We start from the raw sequence: 19173 nt of genomic DNA, 5'->3' as shown, positions 1-19173 counted from the left end.
TAAGAGCCTTTCTGCCGGCTGCTTATTCGGGTGAGTATCCGATAATCCGCAGTTCAAATCGGTAGCAGGACTCGAATACTACCGGTTGTAGATCGGTGCTCAGGGGATTTCCAAAGGGGCAGGTATGAAGCCTTGCTCTCTGAGTGACTTAATGACTCCGCGAATCAGGTAGTTATTGGAAAATCCAATCGTGTACTGCCTTGCTCCGGGGGTAAGCGGTAAAAGCATTCCCTGATCCACCAGTTTTTTTATCAAGTAGGTCCGTTGATTACTCGAATGTTTGGGGAGTACAGCTGCTACATCCGCAGATTTGACTAGCTTCAGTTTAATCGCGGCAGAGAGCACCAGTTCCTCTGTCTCGGTGATCCATTCGCGTTCCCGTGCAAAGGCGATAGCAGGGACGAGAATGCACTTGGTGAGATAAGAATAATTGGTTAGGCGGTCGACCTTTTCAAGCTCGTCGCGTATGCCTTGCAAGACATACGTACACCATTGCTCCAACCCTTCCGTTGTTCCCTTGTCAGCTGTTGCGAGCATTGAGTAATAGCGTTCACGGTCGTTGCAGAACACGGCTGTAGGATTCAATACGCGACCGCCCGTATTGACGTTGAAGCCATATTTCATCAGTAACGCATAGGTGAGCAGTCTGACCACGCGGCCATTGCCATTACCGAACGGCTGTATCCATCCAAATCTATGGTGCGCCAGCGCGACCTTCATCAGGTCATATTTGGGGGAGTCCTTACGGTTAACGAACTCGACGAGTTCCTCCATGTATGCCTGAATCTGGATGAAGTCGGGCGGCAGATGATCGGATTGTGAAATCCGCACACCACCGCTGCGGTATGCGCCTGGCGTTTTGTCGCCTTCGCGTTGGAGATTGTCGACGGTCATCGCGTGTAGCTCGCGGATCGTACGCTCGGTCAGTTCTGCGCCCGGCGCCATGATCTGCTCGATGTAATCCATCGCATTCTCGATGTTGGCTACCTCACGAAGCTGGTCAGTTTCGTGGGCCTTCCCCTCCACTTTGCTCTCAATGTAGTCCGCCAAGGTTGTGTGGTTGCCCTCAATGCGCGCAGAGCCGAGGCTTTCCAGCGCATGGAACAATGACTTGAGTTGGTGAAACACCTGTGGCGGCGTATCGCCTTCGAGTCTCAGACGACGTAGGTGCTCCAGTTCGCTCAAGACATCCACCAGGTCAGAGTCAAAGGAGGGATTGAGCAGCGCCAGGTCGTGATGGAAAAACTCGGCCATGATAATAATTATCTCAAGTGTTATTTTTGATTATCTTGAATTTTCTATTGTGGAGGCCAGGATTTATTGGCTAAAAGCTGAGGTGTGAGGTTAGCATTATCTTGAATTTGATATTTGCTTATGTGAAAAAAGGCGAAGTGCAAAATGTAAGAAAGTCTGACTGATGAGGGGCTGCGATCACACTGATCCAATCGAAAGGGCTGTGGATAGGCCTTCTGTAGGTGGGGAACCGGAGGGGGAATTATTGCAGGCATAAAAAAACGGCCTACCTTTCGGTAAGCCGTTTTTAGTACTTGGTGGCTACACAGGGACTTGAACCCCGGACCCCAGCATTATGAATGCTATGCTCTAACCAACTGAGCTATGTAGCCAAGTGGCGCGCATTATTCCCCTGAAATGGAAAAGCGTCAAGCGTAAATTTAAAAATTTTTTCTACGCTTTCAACCGTTTATCAAAATCACTGACTCAGCAGCGGCGAAGGGCAGCGTTGGAACCAGCGGCTGGCCTGCTCATAAGCGTGCGCCAATTGCAGGACAGCGAAGTCGGCCTGATGCTTGCCGATGATCTGTAGCCCCATCGGTAAACCGTGCGAATTGAATCCGGCCTGCACACTGGCGACCGGGCAACCCGACAGCGTGCCGGGGATGACCACCTCCATCCAGCGGTGATACGTGTCCATCGCCACGCCTTCGATAGACGTTGGCCACGGCTGGGTTTTGTCGAACGGAAACACCTGAGCGCTCGGCAGCAACAGATAGTCGTAGCGTTCGAACAACTTCGAGATTGCCCGATACCAATCGCTGCGCACCACGGAGGCGGCGAACACTTCGCTGGCCGACAGCTTCAGGCCGTTCTCCACTTCCCAGATCGCTTCCGGTTTCAACAACGCACGCTTCTGCGGATCGGCATAGGTTGCGCCCAACGACCCCGCGACCATCCAGTGCCGCAACGTCCGCCAACTGCTCCACAGCCGTTCCGGCGCGAACCCAGGCTCAACCGACTCAACGTGGCAGCCGAGGCTTTCAAAGTCGGCAAACGTCTTCTCACACAGCGACAGCACGCCTTGCTCCATCGGCAGATAACCGTTGAAGTCGCCCAGCCAACCCAACCGCGAGCCCTTGAAATCACGCTCCAGCGGCGCCGCAAAGGCCTCACCGGATTCAGCGATGGACAGCGGAGCCCGTGCATCGCCCCCGGCTTGCACCGACAACAGCAACGCCGCATCCCTCACGCTGCGCGCCATCGGCCCCTCATAACCGAGCTGATCAAAAAACAGATCAGCACTGTCATCAAACGGCACACGCCCCTGTGACGGGCGGAAACCAAAGATATTGTTGAACGCCGCCGGATTACGCAGCGACCCCATCATGTCGCTGCCATCCGCCACCGGCACCAGGTGCATCGCCAGTGCCGCCGCCGCGCCGCCACTGCTGCCACCCGCCGTTTTGGTCGGGTCATACGCGCAAGCAGTCGCGCCAAACAACGGGTTGTAACTTTGCGAGCCGAGACCGAATTCCGGGGTGTTGGTCTTGCCGATAATGATCGCGCCAGCAGCCTTGATCCGCTCGACCATGATGCCGTCGCGCTCAGGCACAAAGTCCTTGTACAGCGGCGATCCCAGCGTGGTGCGAATGCCGTGGGTCAGCGATAGATCCTTGATCGCGTGGGGCAAGCCATGCATCCAGCCACGGTATTGGCCACGCGCCAGTTCGGCATCGCGTTCATCGGCCTGAGCCAATAGATGTTCCGGTGATTGCAGGCTGATCAGCGCATTCACCAACGGATTGAAACGTTCGATATGGGCAAGGTAAGTCTGCATCACTTCCCGGCAGGAAACCTGACGCAGGCGGATGCGTTCGGCGAGCGCGTGGGCCTGCAACAGGACCAGTTCGCTGATGTTATTAGAGTTCATTGCAAGCGGCCTTTCAGACGGCTGGAAAAACGCCCCGCCAGTGCGACGGGGCGGTAAAGATCAACGCATCAGGTTGGTCCACAGACGGTCGGCGAGGCGGATCGCACCTTCGCCGCAAGTCTTGCTGAACACCACGTTGGTGCCCTCGGGAATGTGCAATTCCGGCGCGTCCTTGAGCACTGCATCAAGGAACGGTTCGACGCCTTTGATCGGGCTCTGATGCTTGAGGAAGTTCTGGGTCATCGCCGAGTTTTCCGGCTGACTGAGGAAGGCGATAAACGCCTTGGCATTCGCCGGATTTTTGCTGCCGGCAGGGATGACCATGTTGTCGACCCAGGCCAGCACGCCCTCTTTCGGGTAGAGGTATTTCAGCGTCGGTTTCATCTCACGGGCACGCATCGACGAACCGCCCCAGAACATCGACATGTCGATTTCACCGGAGGCGAGGTTCTCGCGAATCGAACCGGCCTTGGAGCTGTAGGTCTTGACGAACGGCTTCTGCGCCTTGAGCAACGTCAGCACCTGCTGCATCTGTTTCGGGTCTTCGCTGCACAGCGGGATATTCAGATAGAGGCTGGCCATGTCGACCATGTCGCTGACCGAGTCGAACATGTTGATCCGCCCTTGCAATTCGGCTGGCGGCTCATACAAAACCTTGTAGCTGTCGGCCGGGCCTTTGTAGCGCGCGGAGTCCAGCACGACGCTGGTGGTGCCCCAAATGAACGGCACCGAATACGCGCCTTCCGGATCCCAGCTCGGTTTTTTCAGGTTATCCACAACGCTGGCGTAGTACGGCTCCTTGACCGGGTCGAAGCGCTCCAGCAGGTTTTCCTTGATCAGGATCGGCACGAACTGGTGCGACGGAATCGCCACGTCATAACCGGCGCCGCCCTGTTTCAATTTCGCCAACAAGGTCTCGTTGGAGTCGTAGGAATCGACGGTGACTTCGATGCCGGTCTGCTTCTGGAACCTGGCAAGAATCTCCGGCGAAAAGTAGCCGCTCCAGCTCACCACGTTGAGTTTCTCTGCGGCCTGAACACTGGCGGCCATGCTCAACGGCAATGTCAGAAACAACGAAGTGCCGACGCTTTTTATCCACTTGCTCATGCTATTTCCCCACAGGTCGTAGAAGGTTCAGGCGTTCTTTTTGCCCAACAGGTAAGAGAGGCTGACGAACAGCACCGAGACGCCGAGGATCAGCGTCGACACGGCGTTGACGTCGGGTGTCACGCCCATCCGCAGCAGGCCGAAAATGAAGATCGGCAGGGTCGTGGTGCCGGCATGCGATACCATCATCGAGATCACGAAGTTATCCAGCGAGACGATGAAGGCCAGCATCAGCCCGGAGAAAATCCCCGGCATCAGCAGCGGCAGAGTGACCTTGCGAAAGGTTCGCCAAGGGCCGGCATACAGGTCGGCCGAGGCTTGTTCCAGCGACAGGTCCATGTCGTTCAGCCGCGCCCGAATCGGCAGGTAGGCGAAGGGAATGCAGAACACCGTGTGCGCGATGATCAGATTGCCGTAACCCAGCGACAGGCCGATGGTCGAGAACAGCGCCAGCGTCGCCACACCGACGACAATTTCCGGCAACACCAGCGGCAACATGATCGCGCCCATCGACAACTGCAGGCCCTTGAACTTGGCGCCGCGCGAGGTGCCGAGGGCGGCGAGGGTGGCAATCGCCGTGGCGATCACGCTCGCGCACACCGCGATCAACAGGCTGTTGCCGGCGGCCTGGCGCAAGGCCTGATTGGCGAAGGCGGCGCGATACCAATCGAGGCTGAAACCGGTCCACACCGTCGCCGATTGGTTGGCATTGAAGGAGAACACCACCAGCACCACGATCGGCGCATAGAGGTAAAGGTAGAACAGAAAACTGAAGCCGCCGAAACCGGGAAAGTCCTGCACACCCAGCCCTTTGCGTTTGAATACTCCGATCATCACGCACCTCCTTTGGCGATGCGCTGGCGCTCGGCGCGCAAGGCATACACGGTCAGCACCAGCATCACCGCGGCCATCAGCACCAGCGACAACGCTGCGCCGAACGGCCAGTTACGTGCATCGCTGAACTGCCGGAAGATCAGGTTGCCGAGCATCATTCGCGTGCCGCCACCGAGCAGTTCCGGGGCGATCATCGCCCCCAGGCACGGCACGAAGGTGAGGATGGCGCCGGCGAGAATTCCCGGTTTGGCGATCGGTAACACCACTTTGCGCAAGGTGCGCACGCGTCCGGCGTAGAGGTCCTGCGCGGCTTCGAGCAGACGGATATCCATCTTTTCCAGCGTCGCGTAAATCGGCAACACCACGAACGGCGCATAGGTGTAAACCAGCCCGAGCAGCACCGCGCCGTCGGTGTACAACAACTGCAATGGTTCATGGATAACGCCCATGCCCATCAGGCTGTTGTTGATCACCCCGGTGTTGCGCAGCAACAGAATCCACGCGTACGTGCGGATCAGCAGGTTGGCCCAGAACGGCACGGTGATCAGAAAAATCAGCAGGCCACGGCGATGCGCCGGTTGCATGGCCAGCCACACCGCCACCGGAAAACCGATCAGCAACGTGATGATCGTGGTCAGCCCGGCAATGCCGATCGAGCGCAGGGCGATGAGCAAATACGAGTCGGCAAACGCGAGGCTGTCGTCCAGTTGGCGCTCGAACAGCAGTGAGGTGTAGGCGTCGCTGCTGAAGACTTTGTTGACCCCGCCGTAGGGGTTGGCCTCCATCAGCGAATAGCCGATGACGATGAGGATCGGCACCAGCAGAAACAAACAGATGGCGATCAGCGCCGGGCTGACCCCGAGGAAACTCTGGAAGGCTTTGCGCCGCTCCAGCGTGTTGGCAATCGGTAAGGCGGGCATGGCAATTTCTCCGGCTCAGTCGTGCAGGACGCTGGCGCTTCCGCGGTCGAACAACAGACCGGCCTGGGAGCCGACGGCAAAGCGCAGGCTTTGATCGACGCAATTGGGCGTACGCACGGTGAGGCGCGAACCGTCGCTGAGGCTGACCTGATATTGCAGATCGGTGCCGAGGTAGATTTGCGCTTCGATCCGGCACGGCAGCGCGGCTTCAGTCGCGGCCGATACCAGATGCAAGCGTTCGGGACGTACTGACAGCGTGACGTTGGCGCCGACCTGCACATCGCTGCACGGTTGCGCCGGCAATGGATGACCCGCCGGGCCGGCGAACCACGCCTGACCGTTTTCCACGCGAGTGACGGTGCCTTCGATGAAATTGGTTTCGCCGATGAAGTCGGCGACGAAGCGATTGCGCGGGCGTTCGTAGATATCTTCCGGGCGTCCGACCTGCTGCACTTCGCCTTCGGAAAGCACGGCGATGCGGTCGGACATGGTCAGCGCTTCTTCCTGGTCGTGGGTGACGAAGATGAAGGTGATACCGGTCTTGGCCTGGATGGTTTTCAACTCTTCGCGCATCGCCTGGCGCAGCTTGAGATCGAGCGCCGACAGAGGCTCATCGAGCAGCAGCACTTTCGGATGCGGGGCCAGCGCGCGGGCGAGGGCGACACGTTGTTGCTGACCGCCAGACAGTTGCGCCGGTTTGCGATTGGCGAAGCGTTCCATCTGTACCAGCGCCAGCATTTCGCGCACACGCTCGGCGATTTGCGCCTTGGTGAGGACTTTGCCCATCGGCTGCGATTCGAGACCGAAAGCCAGGTTCTCGGCGATGGTCATGTGCGGGAACAGCGCGTAGTGCTGGAACACCGTGTTGACCGGACGCTGAAATGGCGGGCGGTCAGCAATGTTTTCGCCGTAGAGGAGAATCTCGCCTTCGGTGGGAAACTCGAAACCGGCGATCATCCGCAGCAGCGTGGTCTTGCCGCAGCCGGACGGGCCGAGAAGGGTGAAGAATTCGTTGTCGCGGATGTCCAGGTCGATGCTTTTCAGCGCCACCGGGCCGGTCTGCGGATCACCGTAAACCTTGCGCACTGAGCGGATCGAGACCGCCAGCGTTTGCAGCGAATGCAGGGCATTCATGCGTTACCTCCGATTCCCCCATCGCCTGCGACTCGCTTTGCAAAGCGTTGCCGTCGGGCCATGGATATTATTTTTTTGGGCAGGATCGAGATTGCGTTCGGGTGTGAAACCAGCTGTTTTTTTGTTCTGCTGTGGCTCGATTATCAGCCAGGGGTTGCGCGGCGCGACACTTCAATTTAAACATGGCAGGTGTTAGTTAATTTAATAGCCGAAGGTGCCAGGAATCATGCCCGACCACCGTTTGCCGCCGCTCAACGCGGTGCGTGCGTTTGATGCCGCCGCTCGTTTGGGCAGCTACGTCGAAGCCTCGAAAGCCCTGCACGTGACCCAGCCTGCGATTGGCCGGCATGTGAAATTGCTCGAGGACTGGTTGGGCATTCAACTGTTCGAGCGCACCTCGCGCGGGGTCAACCTGACGCTGGCGGGGGAGAAGTATCACCGCAAGATCAGCGCGGCTTTGCAGTTGATCATCGAGGCGGGCAAAGAAGCTCAGCCGAAAGATGCCGAGCGCTGGCTGCGGATCATGGTGGTGCCGGGTTTCGCCAAGCGCTGGTTGATGCCGAGGATCGAAGCGCTGCGGCATCTGCGGCCGGGGCTGAAACTGGCCATTGAGCCGAATTCGACTTTTACCGAAGTGGATGGCAAAAGCGCAGATCTGGGCATCGTCTACGGCCTCGACGGGCAATATGCCGACTCACGGGAAGCGCTGATTTGTCCTCGGGTTTTCCCGATTTGCACGCCGGCGTATCTGGCCAGCATCGCACCGATCAACAGCCCGGCCGATCTGGTCAGCCACGAACTGATCCACGTCGATGACGGCGAATGGTGGAACCTGTGGTTCGCCGCGCACGATCTCGATATTCATCTCAATTCCGACATGCTCTACGTCAACAATGACCACGCGCTGTCAGTCGCCGAAAGCGGGCAGGGCATCGCGCTGGCCAACGAAGTGCTGGTGCGCCATGAGCTGGCCAGCGGCAAACTGGTGCGTGCGGTCGATGCTGAGGTGAAGCTTGAGAGCTATCGAGTGCTGACGCCGTCCGCCGAACTCTCGGCGGATGTGGCGTGGTTTATTCAATGGCTCAAGGCTGAGCTGGAAGCGGACTTCCCCGAGGCCGTGATCAACTGAGGCGGAAGCGTGCGGTGTTGTCGCTCAGCGCCTTGCTGCCTTGGCTCAGTGTGTCTGCGGCAAGATTCACCGCCCGTGCACCTTCGAGCAAACGCACGGCAGCCTGATCGACCTGCTGGATATTGCCGCTGACCTCGTCGGCGGTGCTGGCCTGTTCCTCTACCGCCGTGGCGATCTGCGCCAACGTGTCGGTGACGCTCTGCACGGCGCTGGCGATTTCGCCCAGGCGTTCACCGAGACCGGTGACCGACTCGGCATCGGTTTGCGCCTGGCCGCACGCGGCTTCCATCAGAGTCACGGCTTCGTTGACCGTAGCGCGCAGGCTGTCGACCGTACCGGCGATCTGCGCGGTGGACGATTGCGTACGTTGCGAGAGGCTGCGCACTTCATCGGCCACTACGGCGAAACCGCGACCCTGTTCACCGGCGCGTGCGGCTTCGATGGCCGCATTGAGCGCGAGCAGATTGGTCTGTTCGGCAACACCGCGAATGGTGTCGACGACCAATTGAATCTGCTGGCCTTGCTCGCTGACTCGGCCCAACGCCGCAGCGGTGTCGTTGAGGCGTTGATTGAGCTGCTGAATACTCGCGGTGGTGCGCTGGCTTTCGCGGCTGCTGTCAGCGGCAATGCGCCGGGTGTGCTGGGCGCTGCCGGAAGCCTGTTCGCAACTCTGCGCCACGCCTTGCGAGGTGGCGGCCAATTGCGTGGCGGCTGCGGCGATCTGGCTGATCTGCAACTGCTGCGCTTCGACTTCGCCGAGGGCGCCGCTGGAATGCTCATTGAGGCTGCGTACCGCGTTGCTCAGTTGCGAGGTCTCGTGATCGACGCCGAGCATGCTGCTGCGCAGTTGCACCACGGCCACGTTGAGCGCGGTGCTGATCGCCGCCAATTCATCGCGGCCCACCACCGGCACTTGCAGGCTGAGGTTGCCGTCGCGCAGGGCCTCAGCGAGCAGGGTGATGCCGCTGGCACTGCGGCGGATCGAGGCTTGCAGGCAGACAAACAGGTACAGCGCCGCGAGCAGCAGGCAGCCGAAGATGGCTGCGACGAGGATGAACTGACGGATCGCAGAGCTGTGGTAAGCGTCGAGTCGTTGGTCCAGCGATACCAGCGATTGCTGACGCAGGGCGGCGAGGTCGGTCAGCAAGGCGTCGAGACTGCGTTCGAAGTCTTCCGGCTTGAGCGTGATGCTGCCGCCGAACACGCCGTCATCAAGGACCTTCAGGCCGCTGTCGAGGCGTTTCAGGCTGTCGTGGTATTGGCTGGCCCAGCTCTGCTGATCTTTCGGCAGGCGTGCTTCGAGCAGCGTGGCCGTTTTGACCAGTTGCTCGCGGGCGTCGCCGATACGACTGCGCAGGTCGCGTAATTGCAGACGGCTTTGCAGAGTGAATTGACCGGAGACGACCGAGGCTTGGCCGACCGCGGCGAGGCGTCCAACGCGTTCGATCAGGTCTGGCGCGTGTTGCGTGGAGATTTGCGTCAGCAGGTACGTTTCCAGCCACGGCGCGAGGGTCAGGCGATTGTCCATGACGATCTGTTCGCGCAACGCTTGCAGCGCGCTGAGGGCATTGGTGAAGCGCTCGTAACCGTCCGGCCACCAACCGACACCACTGAGGCTTTTCGAATCCAGCCCATTCAGCGCGGTTTGCAGCGCTTGATAGCGGGTGAGGGTTTCGCTTTCCGCGCCTTCGTTTTTCAACGCGTTGCCCAAATCTGTGGTGGCTTGCAGAACCGCCGGTTGCACCGCGTCGAAGGCGCCCATGGCGGCGAGAGTGGCCGGTGTCGGCTGGCGATTGGTTTCCGTGGCGCGCCAACGGGCGGCGCGGTCACGTTGCGCGGCGAGCAGGTTGTCCAGCGCATCCAGCGCAAGCAACTGCCGCACGCCGGCGCGTTCGCCGGAAATCAGATTGAGCTTGTCGCGATAGTCCTGGCCGATCATCAACAGGCTGCCGGCCAACGGCAGAATGAACAGCAGAAACAACAACTGGAATTTACCTGCGAAGCCAAACCGCCCCAGCAATTTGATCCCCGGTGAAAGGAAAGCCTGCATGCCCCATGACTCCTCTGGACACCACGCACCAATGGCGTGCATCGCGGTCGTGCGACCTGGATGTTGTGCCCTGCTAAAAGGCCTCGAAAGTTCACTCTCGCCCGCTCTGTAGGCCGGCTCTGTAGCGAAACTTCCCATTGTCGGTCGCCTTTGTAAGGCGCCCGCGTTCAAGGGGAGAAGCAAGGCAAGATTCAGACCATGGCGTTGCGCTATCACCTTGCAGTCGACGACCAGTCAGTTAGTTAGCTGGCTAAGGGGATGGCGCTGGCGCACCGAAAAATGGCACATTGACGCACCTGCCTGCGTGCACCCATCTGCTGTCCGGAAACTTTCATGGCTATCAGCAACGTTCAGACCGCCGCTGTCTCGGCGCCCGCTGCTCCGCAAAGCAGCCCATTGGTGATGCGTATCATCGGCGCGGTGGCGCTGGCGCATTTGATCAACGACCTGATCCAATCGGTGCTGCCGTCGATCTACCCGATGCTCAAGGCCAATTACGGCCTGACCTTTACTCAGGTCGGCCTGATCACCCTGACTTTTCAACTGACTGCGTCGCTGTTGCAACCGTGGGTCGGTTATCACACCGATCGGCATCCAAAACCGTGGTTGTTACCGGCCGGTTCGATCTGCACGCTGATTGGCATCGTGATGATGTCGATGGTCGGTAGTTTTCCACTGATTCTGCTGGCGGCGGCGCTCATCGGTATCGGCTCATCGACGTTTCACCCCGAAGCCTCGCGGATTGCGCGGCTGGCCTCCGGTGGACGCTTTGGTCTGGCGCAATCGACTTTTCAGGTTGGCGGTAACGCCGGTTCCGCGTTCGGTCCGTTGCTGGCGGCGGCGATCATTATTCCCTTCGGCCAGGGCAACGTGGCGTGGTTCGGTTTGTTCGCGGTGTTTGCGCTGTTCGTGCTGTACCGCATCAGCCGCTGGTACGCCCATCACCTCAATCTGTTCAAGCTCAAGGCCGGTCAGGCAGCGACTCACGGGCTATCGAAGGGCAGGGTGACCAGTGCGCTGGTGGTGCTGGGCCTGTTGGTGTTCTCCAAGTATTTCTACATGGCCAGCCTGACTAGCTACTTCACCTTCTACCTGATCGAGAAGTTCGACTTGTCGGTGGCCAGTTCGCAGCTGCACCTGTTCCTGTTTCTCGGAGCGGTCGCGGCGGGGACGTTCTTCGGCGGGCCGATCGGCGACAAGATCGGGCGTAAGGCAGTGATCTGGTTCTCGATCCTCGGCGTGGCACCGTTCACGCTGCTCATGCCCCACGTTGACCTGTTCTGGACCACTGTCCTCAGCGTGGTGATCGGCTTCATTCTGGCCTCGGCGTTCTCGGCGATTGTGGTGTACGCGCAGGAACTGGTGCCGGGCAATGTCGGGATGATTGCCGGAATCTTCTTCGGTTTGATGTTTGGGTTTGGCGGGATCGGCGCGGCGTTGCTCGGGCATCTGGCGGATATTCACGGTATTGAGTACGTGTATTTCCTGTGTTCGTTCCTGCCGTTGTTTGGCGTACTGGCGATATTCCTGCCGCGCACCAAAAAGGCCTGACGCCACACCATTCCCAACTGTGGGAGCGAGCCTGCTCGCGAATGCGGTGTGTCATCCGCAGAGATGTGACTGACACTCCCTCTTCGCGAGCAGGCTCGCTCCCACAGGGGAAACAGGTTCAGTAGTAAATTTCAGGCACAAAAAAGCCGCGTATCAAACGCGGCTTTTTCTTGGGCGTAACGCTTACACGTTGAAGCGGAAGTGCATCACGTCGCCGTCCTTGACGATGTAATCCTTGCCTTCCAGACGCCATTTACCGGCTTCTTTGGTACCGGCTTCGCCCTTGTACTGGATGAAGTCGTTGTAGGCGATCACTTCGGCGCGGATGAAGCCTTTCTCGAAGTCGGTGTGGATCACGCCGGCAGCCTGAGGTGCGGTGGCACCGACTTTGACGGTCCAGGCGCGGACTTCTTCGACACCGGCGGTGAAGTAGGTCTGCAGGTGCAGCATTTCGTAGCCGGCGCGGATCACGCGGTTCAGGCCAGGCTCTTCCAGGCCCAGGGCCTCGAGGAACATGTCCTTCTCTTCGCCGTCATCGAGCTCGGCGATTTCCGCTTCGATCTTGTTGCAGACCGGAACCACCATCGCGCCTTCCTCTTCGGCAATGGCGCGAACCACGTCCAGGTGCGGGTTGTTCTCGAAACCGTCTTCAGCGACGTTGGCGATGTACATGACCGGTTTGGTGGTCAGCAGGTGGAAGCCCTTGATCACTGCTTTTTCGTCAGCGCTCATGTTCTTCATCAGGCTGCGTGCCGGCTTGGCTTCGGTGAAGTGCGCGATCAGTTGCTCAAGCAGAGCCTTCTGAACCACGGCGTCCTTGTCACCGCCCTTGGCGTTACGCGCAACTTTCTGCAGTTGCTTCTCGCAACTGTCGAGGTCGGCGAAAATCAGTTCCAGGTCGATGATTTCGATGTCGCGTTTCGGGTCGACGCTGTTGGAAACGTGGATCACGTTTTCGTCTTCGAAGCAGCGCACCACGTGAGCGATCGCATCGGTTTCGCGGATGTTGGCGAGGAACTTGTTGCCCAGGCCTTCACCTTTCGAGGCGCCGGCAACCAGGCCAGCGATGTCGACGAATTCCATGGTGGTCGGCAGGATGCGCTTCGGATTGACGATGGCCGCCAGAGCGTCCAGACGCGGATCCGGCATCGGCACGATGCCGCTGTTCGGCTCGATAGTGCAGAAGGGGAAGTTTTCGGCCGCGATACCGGATTTGGTCAGGGCGTTGAACAGGGTGGACTTGCCGACGTTAGGCAGGCCGACGATGCCGCAATTGAATCCCATGGTGTTTCCCCTCGGAGTAGAGTCAGGCCTTCTGGCTGTGCAGGTTTTTCATCGCGCGGTTCCATTCACCGGCGAGGATATCCGGCAGCACGCCGAGGGCAAAGTCGATGCTGGCATCGAGTTTTTCCTGTTCGGCGCGTGGCGCACGACCCAGGACGAAATTTGAAACCATACTGGCGACGCCCGGGTGGCCAATGCCAAGCCGCAGGCGGTAGAACGTATTCTGATTGCCCAGTTGCGCAATGATGTCGCGCAACCCGTTGTGACCGCCATGGCCGCCGCCTTGCTTGAGCTTGGCAACGCCCGGAGGCAAGTCGAGTTCGTCATGCGCCACGAGGATTTCTTCAGGCTTGATGCGGAAGAAACCGGCGAGTGCCGCCACGGCCTGGCCGCTGCGGTTCATGTAGGTGGTGGGAATCAGCAGACGAACATCCTGACCCTGATGCGAATAGCGCCCGGTCAGGCCGAAATATTTGCGATCGGCCACAAGATTCACATTCTGTGCGTGGGCGATGCGCTCAACAAAAAGGGCCCCTGCGTTATGCCGGGTCTGGTCGTATTCGGCGCCTGGATTTCCCAGGCCAACGATCAGTTTGATGGCAGTCACGATAGGGGCCCTTCCTTTGAGTGGTGAGTAACATCGCCGCGATCAGGGAAAGCGGCGAAAGTGGACGAAAAATGCTCATTTACCATGGATGTAAACTCCGCGTTCTCGCCCGCTTTCTCGCTACGTTCCAGTCCGCGATGTTACTTGTTCACTCAGGCATGACAGAGTGAATTACTCTGCTGCGCCTTCTTCGGTAGCTTCTGGAGCAACGCGTGGAGCGTGTACGTTTGCAACAGCTTTGTCGTCACCGTGAGCCAGTGCAACGAACTCAACGCCTTTAGGAGCTTTGAGGTCGGACAGGTGGACGATTGCGCCGATTTCCAGAGCCGACAGGTCGACTTCGATGAACTCAGGCAGATCTTTCGGCAGGCAAGTTACTTCGATTTCGTTCAGGACGTGCGAGATCTCGCCGCCTTTCTTGATCGGAGCTTCTTCACCAACAAAGTGCACAGGCACGATAGCGGTCAGTTTCTGACCGGCTACGACGCGTACGAAGTCAGCGTGCAGAACGTGACCCTTGGACGGGTGACGTTGCAGAGCTTTGATGATGACGTTCTGCTTTTTGCCGCCAACGTTCAGTTCGATAACGTGGCTGTAGGCAGCTTCGTTTTCGAGCAGTTTGGCAACTTCTTTGGCCAGCATGCTGATGGATTCAGGGGCTTTTTCGCCACCGTAAACAACAGCTGGAACCAGAGCGGCGAGACGACGCAGGCGGCGGCTCGCACCTTTCCCCAGGTCGGAACGCACTTCAGCATTCAGAGTAAAATCGTTCATTGTGTATCTCCAAAATAGCCATGACCGGAGTGGCGTTTGCGACCAGCGCCAAACACGGTATGGGCAAAAAAGCCCCGCCCCGGCAGGAATGCCGGGGCGGGGCGCTTTTCGTCAACGAGACATTTCGCGAAGGGCAGGGCCCTTAACGGAACATCGCGCTGATCGATTCTTCATTGCTGATGCGGCGAACCGCTTCGGCAACAACCGGTGCGATATCCAGTTGACGGATACGTGCACAGGCTTGTGCTGCAGCGGACAGCGGGATGGTGTTAGTCACCACCAGCTCGTCCAGCACGGAATTTTCGATATTCTCGATGGCCCGACCCGACAGCACAGGGTGTGTGCAGTAGGCAAAGACCTTGGCTGCGCCATGCTCTTTCAGGGCCTTGGCCGCGTGGCACAGAGTGCCGGCGGTATCGACCATGTCATCGACCAGAATGCAGGTACGCCCTTCGACATCACCGATGATATGCATCACTTCAGAGTGATTGGCTTTCTCACGGCGTTTGTCGATGATCCCGAGGTCCACGCCCAAGGACTTGGCAACAGCACGTGCACGCACGACGCCACCAATGTCCGGGGACACGATCATCAGGTTTTCGAAGCGCTGATCTTCAATGTCATCCACCAGAACCGGGGAGCCGTAGATGTTATCTACCGGAATATCGAAGAAACCCTGAATCTGGTCAGCATGCAGATCAACCGTGAGAACACGGTCGATGCCGACTACGGTAAGCATGTCAGCAACGACTTTCGCGCTGATAGCCACACGTGCGGAACGCGGACGGCGATCCTGACGGGCATAACCAAAATAAGGAATAACAGCAGTGATACGAGTAGCCGAGGAGCGGCGGAAGGCATCAGCCATCACTACCAGTTCCATCAGGTTATCGTTGGTCGGAGCGCAAGTCGGCTGAATAATGAAAACGTCTTTACCGCGAACGTTTTCATTGATCTCGGCAGTAATTTCGCCGTCGGAGAACTTACCGACAGAAATGTCACCGAGAGGGATATGCAGCTGACGTACAACACGCCGAGCCAGATCGGGGTTAGCATTCCCCGTAAAGACCATCATCTTGGACACGCGCAGTACCTAGAGGCTGAGGGTAACCTGGATGAGTATAGAAAATGGCAGGGGCGGCTGGATTCGAACCAACGCATGGCAGGATCAAAACCTGCTGCCTTACCGCTTGGCGACGCCCCTGTATCTGTTGCATCAAGTGCCGAGCACCTGGTTCCTTTAGAGCAGACTTTGCAGCTTGCGGTGCAACATCGAAACGTTGCTGCCTTTCGCTACAAACCCTGTAAGGGTCTCTGTCAGAAGGGCCGAGACTTTATCAGCTTCAGCTTTGCTTGGGAAGCCCCCAAACACACAACTTCCAGTTCCGGTGAGCTTTGCTTCGGTAAATTTACCTAACAAATCCAATGCGTTACGTACTTCTGGATAACGCCTTGCAACCACCGGCAAGCAGTCGTTTCGACTGTTTCCCTCGGGAACGGGGCGCACTTTAATGGGCGGCGTGTTACGTGTCAACAAAGGATCGGAAAAAATTTCTGCCGTACTTACAGAGACTTGCGGCACGAGCACTAGATACCACGGTTCTTCGGGATCCACCGGAGTGAGTTTCTCGCCCACGCCCTCGGCAAAAGCCGCATGGCCACGGACAAAAACCGGCACGTCGGCGCCGAGTGTCAGGCCCAGTGCGGCCAGGCGATCTTCATCCCAACCCAGTTGCCACAAATGATTCAGACCGAGCAAAGTCGTCGCCGCGTTCGAGCTGCCGCCCCCGATTCCGCCGCCCATGGGCAGGACTTTATCAATCCAGATATCGATGCCGAGCTTACAGTCGGATTGTTGCTGGAGCATTTTTGCCGCACGCACGATCAGGTTGCTGTCATGCGGCACGCCAGTGAACTCGGTGTGCAGTTGAATCACACCGTCATCACGCACGGCAAAAGTGATTTCATCGCCGTAATCGACAAACTGAAACAGCGTCTGCAGCTCGTGATAACCGTCTTCACGACGACCGAGAATGTGCAGCATCAAGTTGAGTTTGGCCGGCGAGGGCAGGGTCAGACGTGCAGCGGTCATGCGTTATTGCCCCAACTTGCGCGGTTGCCAGGTCTTGATCACCAGCGTGACGTCGAGGTCGGTGCCGTGCAGCTTGATGCGCTCGGGCAGCCAGTAACCGTTCTGTTCGGTGTAAGCGGTGTATTCGACTTTCCAGCCATCCTGTTCGAGGTTGGCCAAGCGGCTGTCGGCATCCAGATTCAGGCGACTTTTGCTGTCTGGAGCCGGCAGGCCTCGCACCCACCAGGCCAGATTCGACACTGGCAGTTTCCAGCCGAGCTGTTCTTCGAGCAGGGCTTCCGGGGACTGCGATTCATAGCGACCCTGGTTGGCGACTTCCAGCGACACCTTGCCCGGACGCCCGGTCAAACGTGCCGCGCCACGCCCCAGCGGGCCGGACAAACGAATGTCGTAGTAATCCTGACGTTGCAGCCAGAACAGCGTGCCGCTACCGGAATCTTTCGGTGCGCGGATACCGATCTTGCCGTCGATCTGCCAGCCGTCGATGCCGGTCAGCTGTTGTTTGTTTGCGGCCCATTGAGCCGGGCTGCCGTGGCCCTCGACCGATTCGCGAGTGCCAAAACCCGAGCAGCCAGCGAGCAGGGCGATGAAGCTGAAAACAATAACGTGGCGCAAAAACATGAGTTAAAGAGTCTCGGATCCGGTCAGGCGCTTGATGGTGCTGCGCAGAATGGTGCTGTCGGGCTGATCCTTGAGGAATTTGCCCCAGATTTGTTTGGCTTCACGCTGGTTGCCCTTGGTCCACAACACTTCACCGAGGTGCGCGGCGACTTCGTGATCAGGGAAACGCTCCAGCGCCTGACGCAGATATTTCTCGGCGTCGTCCAGATTGCCCAGGCGGTAGTTCACCCAGCCGAGGCTGTCGAGTACGGCCGGGTCTTCCGGATTGATCTGATGCGCCTGCTCGATCAGCGTTTTGGCTTCAGCGTAGCGCGTGGTGCGATCGGACAGGGTGTAGCCCAAAGCATTGAGTGCCATGGCGTTGTCCGGATCGCGCTTGATGATCAGGCGCAGGTCTTTTTCCATCTGCGCCAGGTCATTGCGTTTTTCCGCGAGCATCGCCCGGGTGTAGAGCAGATTCAGATCGTCCGGATACTGCTGCAAGGCTGTCTGCAAGACTTTCCAGGCCTTGTCGTCCTGTTTATTGGCCGACAGGGTTTCCGATTCGATCAGGTACAGCTGAATCGCGTAATCCGGTTGTTCGTCGCGCTGGGCGGCGAGTTTGCTCTGCGCTTCTGCGGTCTTGCCGTTGTTCATCAGAATATCGGCCTGACGCAATTGCGCCGGCAGATAATCGTTGCCCGGGCCGACCTGGGCGTACTCGATGAGGGCGCCTTGCGGGTCGTTGCGTTCCTCAGCGATACGACCGAGGTTCAGGTGCGCCGAATCGACGTGGCTTTCACGGGCGATCAGGTCTTCCAGATACCCCTTGGCCTCGTCCCACGCTTTGGCTTCCAGGCAGACCAAGGCCAGCGAGTAACGCAGTTCGTCGTCTTCCGGGTATTGCTGAACCAGGCTGGAGAACTCGGCCTTGGCGTCGTCCATCCGGTCCTGTTCAACCAGCATGCGCGCGTAAGTCAGGCGCAGACGCTTGTCGTCCGGGTACTTCTTGATGCTTTTTTGCAGCAATGGCAGCGCTTCGTCGCCACGGTTCAGCAGTTGCAGCAGGCGCGCGCGCAGCAGAATCGGGGCGATTTCGCCTTCTTCTGGCGGATGGTCTTCGAGCAATGCCAGTGCGCCTTTGTTGTCGCCGTCCTGTTGCAGGAGCAGGGCCTTGCCGAAAATCAGCTGGCTGTTGTTCGGATGGCGCTGCAACAAACGGTCAAAACTTTTCATCAGACCGTTGCGGGTTTCCTGATCGGTATCGGCGGCCGACAGCGCGAGAAAGTCGAAATGAGTGTCGCCCTTGCCCTGCAGGACTTTCTCCATATACACCATGGAGTCGTCATAACGCCCGGCGCGGGCGAGTTGCACGGCGGCGGCGCGTTGCGCTTCGAGATCGTCCGGGGCGTTTTTTGCCCAGATCAGTGCGGTATCGAGGGCCGGTTGATCGGCGCCCAGATACTCGGCGATACGGAATGCGCGTTCGGAGACGCCCGGATCCTGGGTGTTGATGGCCTGGGTCACGTAGTTGTCCAGGGCAATGTCGAAACGATTGCGCTGACCGGCGAGTTCGGCGCTCAACAGGCTGAAAACGGTTTCCTCGCTGAACGAGCTGTAAACCTTGGGCTTTTCAGGCGCGGGCGTGGTGTCTTCAACCGACGGCGTACCGTCCGGCGAAACGGGAGCCAAGGCCTGGCAGCCGCTGAGGAAGACAAAAGCGAGGAGCAACGCGGAAGATCTATTCATATAGGAAGAGGACGACTAACCTGCGGTCGGATCATCATGACACAAGCCTTCGGCCAAACATAACCGTAGGAGCTGCCGAAGGCTGCGATCTTTTGATCTTGCTGGTGATTCGAAAAACCACAATCAAAAGATCGCAGCCTGCGGCAGCTCCTGCAAGGAGCCAAATTGTGCCCATT

The 19173-nt window shown here is 58.6% G+C and carries 16 protein-coding genes and 2 tRNA genes; 2 read left to right on the top strand and 16 right to left on the bottom strand.

Annotation, left to right across the window (positions count from 1 at the left end):
- Nucleotides 1–99 precede the first annotated feature (99 nt).
- From CCX46_RS25605 to CCX46_RS25575, 7 genes are all read right to left on the bottom strand, one after another.
- Complete coding sequence (locus CCX46_RS25605) at nucleotides 100–1254, bottom strand: Fic family protein (RefSeq protein ID WP_127929768.1); 1155 nt, start codon at nucleotides 1252–1254, stop codon at nucleotides 100–102.
- 294 nt (nucleotides 1255–1548) lie between these two features.
- Nucleotides 1549–1625: transfer RNA gene (locus tag CCX46_RS25600), tRNA-Met, on the bottom strand.
- Nucleotides 1626–1711: 86 nt separating this feature from the next.
- Nucleotides 1712–3166 carry an amidase gene (locus CCX46_RS25595; protein WP_127929767.1) on the bottom strand — a complete coding sequence of 485 codons (1455 nt, stop codon included), beginning with the start codon at nucleotides 3164–3166 and terminating at the stop codon, nucleotides 1712–1714.
- Nucleotides 3167–3226: 60 nt separating this feature from the next.
- Nucleotides 3227–4273, bottom strand: a complete 1047-nt coding sequence (locus CCX46_RS25590; RefSeq protein ID WP_127929766.1) for an ABC transporter substrate-binding protein — start codon at nucleotides 4271–4273, stop codon at nucleotides 3227–3229.
- A 27-nt stretch (nucleotides 4274–4300) separates the two neighbouring features.
- Nucleotides 4301–5107: an ABC transporter permease gene (locus CCX46_RS25585; RefSeq protein WP_127929765.1), complete on the bottom strand. Its 807-nt coding sequence runs from the start codon at nucleotides 5105–5107 to the stop codon at nucleotides 4301–4303.
- On the bottom strand, nucleotides 5107–6027 hold the full coding sequence (locus tag CCX46_RS25580) for an ABC transporter permease (RefSeq protein ID WP_127929764.1): 921 nt from the start codon (nucleotides 6025–6027) through the stop codon (nucleotides 5107–5109). The genes CCX46_RS25585 and CCX46_RS25580 overlap by 1 nt, the downstream gene beginning before the upstream one ends.
- A gap of 15 nt (nucleotides 6028–6042) precedes the next feature.
- Entirely contained in the window at nucleotides 6043–7161 is a 1119-nt protein-coding gene (locus CCX46_RS25575) for an ABC transporter ATP-binding protein (protein ID WP_127929763.1), read from the bottom strand.
- 226 nt (nucleotides 7162–7387) lie between these two features.
- Between CCX46_RS25575 and CCX46_RS25570 the strand changes: the two genes are divergently transcribed.
- Nucleotides 7388–8290, top strand: coding sequence for a LysR substrate-binding domain-containing protein (locus tag CCX46_RS25570; protein ID WP_127929762.1), 903 nt, complete (start codon nucleotides 7388–7390; stop codon nucleotides 8288–8290).
- Here the strand turns inward: CCX46_RS25570 and CCX46_RS25565 are convergent.
- Nucleotides 8283–10340 (bottom strand): methyl-accepting chemotaxis protein, encoded by a 2058-nt coding sequence (locus CCX46_RS25565; RefSeq protein ID WP_127929761.1) that lies wholly within the window; start codon nucleotides 10338–10340, stop codon nucleotides 8283–8285. The two genes, CCX46_RS25570 and CCX46_RS25565, sit on opposite strands and share 8 nt — an antisense overlap.
- 333 nt (nucleotides 10341–10673) lie before the next feature.
- On the opposite strand from CCX46_RS25565, the gene CCX46_RS25560 reads away from it, so the two are divergent.
- Nucleotides 10674–11891: an MFS transporter gene (locus tag CCX46_RS25560; protein ID WP_127929760.1), complete on the top strand. Its 1218-nt coding sequence runs from the start codon at nucleotides 10674–10676 to the stop codon at nucleotides 11889–11891.
- Nucleotides 11892–12074: 183 nt separating this feature from the next.
- Here CCX46_RS25560 and ychF read toward each other — a convergent pair whose 3' ends face one another.
- The 8 genes from ychF to CCX46_RS25520 form a co-directional block, all read right to left on the bottom strand.
- Nucleotides 12075–13175 (bottom strand): redox-regulated ATPase YchF, encoded by a 1101-nt coding sequence (gene ychF / locus CCX46_RS25555; RefSeq protein WP_016987222.1) that lies wholly within the window; start codon nucleotides 13173–13175, stop codon nucleotides 12075–12077.
- 22 nt (nucleotides 13176–13197) lie between these two features.
- On the bottom strand, nucleotides 13198–13782 hold the full coding sequence (gene pth / locus CCX46_RS25550; protein WP_008079560.1) for an aminoacyl-tRNA hydrolase: 585 nt from the start codon (nucleotides 13780–13782) through the stop codon (nucleotides 13198–13200).
- A 171-nt stretch (nucleotides 13783–13953) separates the two neighbouring features.
- Nucleotides 13954–14556, bottom strand: coding sequence for a 50S ribosomal protein L25/general stress protein Ctc (locus tag CCX46_RS25545; RefSeq protein WP_095050602.1), 603 nt, complete (start codon nucleotides 14554–14556; stop codon nucleotides 13954–13956).
- A 142-nt stretch (nucleotides 14557–14698) separates the two neighbouring features.
- A complete protein-coding gene (locus CCX46_RS25540) occupies nucleotides 14699–15640 on the bottom strand; it encodes a ribose-phosphate pyrophosphokinase (RefSeq protein ID WP_003171603.1) in 942 nt (313 codons plus the stop codon).
- 45 nt (nucleotides 15641–15685) lie between these two features.
- Nucleotides 15686–15760: transfer RNA gene (locus CCX46_RS25535), tRNA-Gln, on the bottom strand.
- 36 nt (nucleotides 15761–15796) lie between these two features.
- Nucleotides 15797–16648 carry a 4-(cytidine 5'-diphospho)-2-C-methyl-D-erythritol kinase gene (gene ispE, locus CCX46_RS25530; protein WP_127929759.1) on the bottom strand — a complete coding sequence of 284 codons (852 nt, stop codon included), beginning with the start codon at nucleotides 16646–16648 and terminating at the stop codon, nucleotides 15797–15799.
- A 3-nt stretch (nucleotides 16649–16651) separates the two neighbouring features.
- Nucleotides 16652–17269, bottom strand: coding sequence for a lipoprotein insertase outer membrane protein LolB (gene lolB, locus CCX46_RS25525; RefSeq protein WP_127929758.1), 618 nt, complete (start codon nucleotides 17267–17269; stop codon nucleotides 16652–16654).
- Nucleotides 17270–17272: 3 nt separating this feature from the next.
- Nucleotides 17273–18997 (bottom strand): tetratricopeptide repeat protein, encoded by a 1725-nt coding sequence (locus CCX46_RS25520; protein ID WP_127929757.1) that lies wholly within the window; start codon nucleotides 18995–18997, stop codon nucleotides 17273–17275.
- Between the last annotated feature and the right edge of the window lie 176 nt (nucleotides 18998–19173).

Origin of the sequence: Pseudomonas sp. RU47 (assembly GCF_004011755.1) — a bacterium.
Taxonomy (GTDB): Bacteria; Pseudomonadota; Gammaproteobacteria; order Pseudomonadales; family Pseudomonadaceae; genus Aquipseudomonas.
The sequence above is the reverse complement of the archived record's forward strand: the minus strand, read 5'-3'. Positions and strand labels throughout refer to the sequence as shown.

Excerpts from the sequence above, each read along its gene's own strand:
- CCX46_RS25605 (WP_127929768.1), bottom strand. The coding sequence starts at position 1,254 with ATGGCCGAGTTTTTCCATCACGACCTGGCGCTGCTCAATCCCTCCTTT.
- CCX46_RS25570 (WP_127929762.1), top strand. The coding sequence starts at position 7,388 with ATGCCCGACCACCGTTTGCCGCCGCTCAACGCGGTGCGTGCGTTTGAT.
- CCX46_RS25545 (WP_095050602.1), bottom strand. The coding sequence starts at position 14,556 with ATGAACGATTTTACTCTGAATGCTGAAGTGCGTTCCGACCTGGGGAAA.
- lolB (WP_127929758.1), bottom strand. The coding sequence starts at position 17,269 with ATGTTTTTGCGCCACGTTATTGTTTTCAGCTTCATCGCCCTGCTCGCT.
- ychF (WP_016987222.1), bottom strand. The coding sequence starts at position 13,175 with ATGGGATTCAATTGCGGCATCGTCGGCCTGCCTAACGTCGGCAAGTCC.
- CCX46_RS25590 (WP_127929766.1), bottom strand. The coding sequence starts at position 4,273 with ATGAGCAAGTGGATAAAAAGCGTCGGCACTTCGTTGTTTCTGACATTG.
- CCX46_RS25560 (WP_127929760.1), top strand. The coding sequence starts at position 10,674 with ATGGCTATCAGCAACGTTCAGACCGCCGCTGTCTCGGCGCCCGCTGCT.
- CCX46_RS25595 (WP_127929767.1), bottom strand. The coding sequence starts at position 3,166 with ATGAACTCTAATAACATCAGCGAACTGGTCCTGTTGCAGGCCCACGCG.
- ispE (WP_127929759.1), bottom strand. The coding sequence starts at position 16,648 with ATGACCGCTGCACGTCTGACCCTGCCCTCGCCGGCCAAACTCAACTTG.
- CCX46_RS25585 (WP_127929765.1), bottom strand. The coding sequence starts at position 5,107 with ATGATCGGAGTATTCAAACGCAAAGGGCTGGGTGTGCAGGACTTTCCC.
- CCX46_RS25580 (WP_127929764.1), bottom strand. The coding sequence starts at position 6,027 with ATGCCCGCCTTACCGATTGCCAACACGCTGGAGCGGCGCAAAGCCTTC.
- CCX46_RS25520 (WP_127929757.1), bottom strand. The coding sequence starts at position 18,997 with ATGAATAGATCTTCCGCGTTGCTCCTCGCTTTTGTCTTCCTCAGCGGC.
- CCX46_RS25565 (WP_127929761.1), bottom strand. The coding sequence starts at position 10,340 with ATGCAGGCTTTCCTTTCACCGGGGATCAAATTGCTGGGGCGGTTTGGC.
- CCX46_RS25575 (WP_127929763.1), bottom strand. The coding sequence starts at position 7,161 with ATGAATGCCCTGCATTCGCTGCAAACGCTGGCGGTCTCGATCCGCTCA.